The 5,470-nt window shown below is 38.9% G+C and carries 3 protein-coding genes and 1 pseudogene; 1 reads left to right on the forward strand and 3 read right to left on the reverse strand.

The window, feature by feature from the left end:
- Positions 1-76: 76 nt before the first annotated feature.
- The 3 genes and pseudogenes from AC1EKE_RS08125 to erm(F) form a co-directional block, all read right to left on the reverse strand.
- Positions 77-1,141 (reverse strand): annotated as a pseudogene (locus tag AC1EKE_RS08125) (histidine kinase dimerization/phospho-acceptor domain-containing protein); the annotation flags it as partial.
- Positions 1,141-3,066 (reverse strand): tetracycline resistance ribosomal protection protein, encoded by a 1,926-nt coding sequence (gene tet, locus AC1EKE_RS08130; protein ID WP_008645586.1) that lies wholly within the window; start codon positions 3,064-3,066, stop codon positions 1,141-1,143. The gene tet and the pseudogene AC1EKE_RS08125, both read right to left, overlap by 1 nt.
- A gap of 286 nt (positions 3,067-3,352) precedes the next feature.
- Positions 3,353-4,153, reverse strand: coding sequence for a 23S rRNA (adenine(2058)-N(6))-methyltransferase Erm(F) (gene erm(F), locus AC1EKE_RS08135; protein ID WP_004295323.1), 801 nt, complete (start codon positions 4,151-4,153; stop codon positions 3,353-3,355).
- Between the two features lie 39 nt (positions 4,154-4,192).
- Between erm(F) and AC1EKE_RS08140 the strand changes: the two genes are divergently transcribed.
- Positions 4,193-5,173 carry an IS982-like element IS1187 family transposase gene (locus AC1EKE_RS08140; protein ID WP_032536584.1) on the forward strand — a complete coding sequence of 327 codons (981 nt, stop codon included), beginning with the start codon at positions 4,193-4,195 and terminating at the stop codon, positions 5,171-5,173.
- Positions 5,174-5,470: the final 297 nt, after the last annotated feature.

The following is a 5,470-nucleotide window of genomic DNA, read 5'->3' on the forward strand; positions in this document are numbered from 1 at the left end:
CTCCTGAATCCCTCTCCTCAACAAAGGTAATCTCTATTTTCCTCCCCCTCCCAGCACATCAAAATGCGAATTAGCCCAAAGTGTTGAGCATATCCCGCATACGGTCGGAGGATTGCAGTATATTTTGGATATATTGCCCATTATTACCGCTATTGCATTCTTTCCGCAAAAGTTCGGTATAGCCGGTTATTGCCGTCAGTGGTGTACGCAACTCATGGGTAATAGTATGTACCGCTTTCTTTCGGGAGGTTATGAGTACCTCATTTTGTTGCACGGACTGTTCCAATTGCTCGATCAAATCCGTTGTCTTGCGTTTGTATCGTTTAATGTTCTTTGCATCACGGTGTATGATGATATCGGAAATGACCAACAGCAAAAGAACAAATCCCATCAAGCCGCCTATCTGCATAAATGATTTTTTACGCATGGCTGTTATCTCGCTTTCTCTATTTTGTAAATCAGATTGTACCTTCTTTTCGATTTGGCAAATCAATCCTTGCAGTTGTCTGTTAAGTTCTGCATTACGGGCAGCAAGACTATCGGCTTGTTCTGACAATCGACGGCTCTGCGCTTTCTGTTCGTTGACCATGTTTCTATTGGATGAACGGAGCGTAGTCGTTGTTGTCGTTGGCTTCGTTCCCTCTTTTTTGCCGAAGATGCTCAAGAAACCTTTTCGTTTTGGCTTTTTGGACTGTTCCTGCACACTTTTCTGCACAATAACCGGAATTTGATTGGCTATCTTCTTGTTAATAGATTGTTGTTCATCCATTAACCGGACTATCTGGAACATCTGTCGTTCCTTATCCTCTAAAAGACTGCGCACACTATCGATGCGCTCTGCTGGATAGGTGGCCTTGAAACGGCAGAGCATACTGTCCATTGCCATACGCTGTGCATGGTAATGTTCGATATCTTTATCGTTCCATTCCAGTATTGTTTCACCAAATAGAGAAAATTTTATCATTTGAATATTGATATTGTTTATCTCTTTTCGGAACTCGTCTATTTTTTTATTGTCAAGTTCTAATGCTTCTATCTCCTGCCATTCATAGAAGCTATTATATGCTATACATCCGATAAGAACGGAGATAAGTATATACCCCAACCGTATTGTCTTATAGAAATTCCTGGATCGTTCCATTATTTTGATGATACTGATTTTTCAAACATGAATAAAAGTTTATCCTTTTCTTCCATACGGGTATTATCAGAATAACCGCCTTTTGTTATTTGATACCCACACGGCTTAACCATAAAAGTGCCTAAGCCTTTAGTGTATGAACTTACTTCTGAAGCATAGTCTTTACTTGTATTTAATGGAACTTTCCCTTCAATAAGACACCACTCTTTATTACAACTGATACCTTTAATCTCAGACATCATTTTTTGCAGATCTGTAATAGCTTTGGAACTTGCTACTTGTGGTATCTGTAACTCAAAATAGAGCATCGGTTCGAGAATATCCACTCCTGATTGTTGCAAAGCCAACCTGAAGACATAAGGAGACAATTGTCTAAAATCGGCAGGGGTACTTATCGGACTATAATAAAGGGCATAAGTAAAGGTTACTTTCAAATCCGTCACTTCCCATCCATGCAATCCCGATTGGCAAGACATACGGATTCCTTCAAAAACGGCATTTTGAAAAGAATGGTTCAGATAACCAAAGGAGATTTCACTTTCGATTTGCACCCCTGACCCTATCGGTAAAGGTTCCAGAGTCAGTCCTATTGAGGCCCAGTAAGGGTTGGGAGGGACTTCGATATGGATAATCTTATTCACCTTCTTTTTAGGTCGTTCTTTGTAGATAGTCTTGATTTCATCAAAATGGGTCTTTACGGAGAATCGTTCTTCCAGCAATGTTTGTATGATTTCTTTTTGGGTTAAACCATATAACGAGATTTCCAATTCATCACTATATGAATTTATGGAAAAGGACAGAGACGGGTCTTCAATAAACAATACATTTAGAGCGGATATCAACTTGCTTCTCTCTTCGGGCTTGTCTGGTCGGACAGAAGATTTGAGGGCGGGATGCTGATGAGATAATCCTTGAATCAGACAAGGTTTAACACCTAAATAATCTCCGATTCTTAATTCTTCTATATCTTCTATAATTGCGATATCATTAGCAACCACTTCATCAACATTTATCTCTTTGCCCTGATAAATGGTTTTTAGATTTTTAATCTTGATGAATTTTTCCGAATCATTGACTTTTATAACGGTTCGAAGTCTCAGACTTCCGTCAATAATTTTTAGAAAACTTCTTTTATGCCCTTTGGGGGCATGTTCTATTTTATAAAGATAAGCTGAAAGTCTATTTGGGACTGATGCCGGAGGAAATATAAAAGAAATGATGGCGTCTAACAACTCATTGATGCCAATATTGCACATTGCTGATCCATGCAAGACCGGATAGGCTTTGGCTTTTGCCACAAGAGCGATTATCGCATTCCAATAATCTGCCGGTAAGATTTCTTTATCCGCCAAATATAGTTCTAATATATCGTCGTCATGGTTGCATACAAATTCTTTGTGTTCTGCCCTTATATCTGTTGAGGTGCAAATCGGGTAAACTACTCCATCGACAACCGTTTGCATAAACAAGACGTCTTGCGACAGATTTGTTTTTATGTCCAGATATAAACGCTCAAGATTTACGCCGGCACGATCAATCTTATTGATAAATATAATTGTCGGGATTTGCAGTTTTTGCAAAGTCTTGAACAGCAACTTTGTTTGTGCTTGTATGCCTTCCTTTGCCGATAATATGAGGACTGCTCCATCAAGCATTTTGAATGTCCGCTCCACCTCTGCAATAAAATCCATGTGTCCCGGAGTGTCAATGATATTGCATTTCACACCATTCCAAACAATAGATGTCGTAGAAGCCCGAATAGTAATTCCTCTACGTTTTTCTATATCCATAGAGTCTGTTATGGTGTCACCTTTATCAACACTGCCGCGCTTTTCCGTTGCTCCGCAGGCAAATAGCAGATTTTCGGTTACGGAAGTTTTTCCTGCATCAATGTGAGCAAGAATTCCTAAATTTATAATGTTCATTTGATTAAGCAATAATATACTACAATAGATGCATTGCCGAAACGCACCTTTTAATACCTCCTCGTAGCATGTGGAAAACTACAGGATTCTTAACTCGTATTAATATGTATATTATTACTGCCGCATAATTGAACGCAAATTTACGAAAAAAAAGTTCCCTGACAAAAGCACAAAGAACTTTTTTAATCTATACGTATTTTTATTTGGTATTATTAATTTGTTATGCGGCAGCTTAAAAGACGACACCAAACCAGAAAAATCATCTTGACAACCACCCGACTTTGAACTACGAAGGATGAAATTTTTCAGGGACAACTTCCAGCATTTCCAAAAAACAGTTTACCCATTGACTTGGAGACAAACAAACAATTTGAGCATTAAGGTTTAAACCGAATTTTTCCGAAATTGACCTGACCTGACTTTTCCTGAAAATCGACTTTAAAGCTGTTTTTACAGATAAATCAGGTTTCTCTAACAGACAGGAAATAAATGCTAAGTATTTGGCTTTAAACTTAAAATCAAAAAATAACTGTTTTCTTTTAATGTTTAACAGGGCTGATTTGACAGTTGGCGGTGGAAAGAAACTTTCAGGACCTACCTCATAGACAAGTTTCAAATCAAAAAAAGTATGATAGAAAACGGTATATGGATTGTAAAGCTTCCTCGAAAATAACTTTTGTGTAGGTTCTAACTGAAGGACAATGGAACCTCCCAGAAAATTTCCAAGACTCTCAAACATCAGGATTTTGAAAATATCGGAAGTAATGCCATAAGGAATATTTGACACCACTTTGAAAGGAAATTTCGGAACTGCAAAATTCCTAAAATCACAACCGACAACTTGAACATTTCGGGCATCAGAAAATAATTTTCGTAAATGTTCAACCAAAGCTGTGTCGTTTTCAATAGCAACAACATTGTTGGCGATTTTTAATAAATGAACAGTAAGAAACCCCTTGCCTGCCCCAATATCTAAAACCGTATCCTGATTACTTATATTTGCTTGTCTTATTGCATCTTTTATTAGCACTTTATCAATAGTAAAGTGCTGACCCGTAAAACGAACGGGCAATTTCTTTTTTGTCATTAGTAAACCCGTTGGCGGAATTAATTTAAGTTGATAAATATGAGTAAAAAGTTGTACATGTCGCTGATTTTTAGTAACTTAGTGGTGATTAAAACATTAAGTTCAAACCATCGTATGTACAACCTTTATGCAAAATTCGTCAAAATACTTGAGATATGCAAGCAATTCTCTGAAAATCTCGTCAATGATTCGGGTAATGTTCCACGTCGTGGTCCTGTTCCCAAGTTTTCGGATTTGGAAGTGGTGGCGCTATCCCTGACGGCAGAGACCGAGAGCATTGATAGTGAGAAGTGGTTGTTCGACTATAAATTGCAAGAATACAAGGACAGCATTCCCAATCTCATATCAAGGAGACAGTTCAATGACCGCAGGAAGAAAACGTCAGGCCTGTGTGAGGAACTGCGCAAGCGGATTGCCATGGAAATGGATGGCGGAGAGGAACAATTCTTTGTTGACTCCAAGCCGATAGAGGTCTGTAGGGTTGCAAGAGGAAAACGTTGCAAGATGGGGCGTGCCGGCAATTTCTCGCAAGCTCCCGACTTCGGCTTCTGTGCTTCGCAGAACACGTATTATTTTGGTTATAAGTTACACGCTCTCTGTGGGTTAAGTGGAGTTATCCATTCCTATGATCTGTCAAAGGCAAGTGTGGCTGACCTCCATTATATGAAGGATGTAAAACATACTTATCACGACTGTAGCATCTATGGTGACAAAGGGTATATTGGAGCTGACGTACAGCTTGACTTGTTCGAAACCGCACACATAAGACTGGAGTGTCCGTATCGGCTCAACCAAAAGGATTGGAAACCGACATTCATTCCGTTTGCAAAGGCAAGAAAGAGGATTGAGACAATATTCTCACAACTTACAGACCAGTTCTTGGTCATCAGGAACTACGCGAAAATAACGAATGGTTTGTTTGCCAGAATCATTGGCAAAATTAGTGCACTTACCATTCTGCAATACGTAAACTTCATTAACGACAAGCCCATTGGCAGAATTAAGTATGCACTAAATTAATTCCGCCAACAGGTTTAGTAACTTCTTACAGGTGAATACTTGAATTCAAATCGTGGAGAAGTGAATAGACAGTATTACCCGACAGAGCAACTATGACAACGTAACGCCTTTACAAAAAAGTCGGTACACGAAACCCATAGACTAATTGTCTTGACCTAAAAGAGATTGGAATTTTCAGGACTGCCTATCACTTAGATAGAAGTCCAAGGTCTGCTGAAATGGCTAATTCGCATTTTGATGTGCTGGGAGGGGGAGGAAAAAGAGATTACCTTTGTTGAGGAGACAATAGATAAGGGA

The organism is Porphyromonas sp. C0041D3 (assembly GCF_056590575.1).

What these genes read in the sequence shown, in the direction of transcription:
- tet (WP_008645586.1), bottom strand. Translation starts at nt 3,066, where the DNA reads ATGAACATTATAAATTTAGGAATTCTTGCTCACATTGATGCAGGAAAA.
- AC1EKE_RS08140 (WP_032536584.1), top strand. Translation starts at nt 4,193, where the DNA reads ATGAGTAAAAAGTTGTACATGTCGCTGATTTTTAGTAACTTAGTGGTG.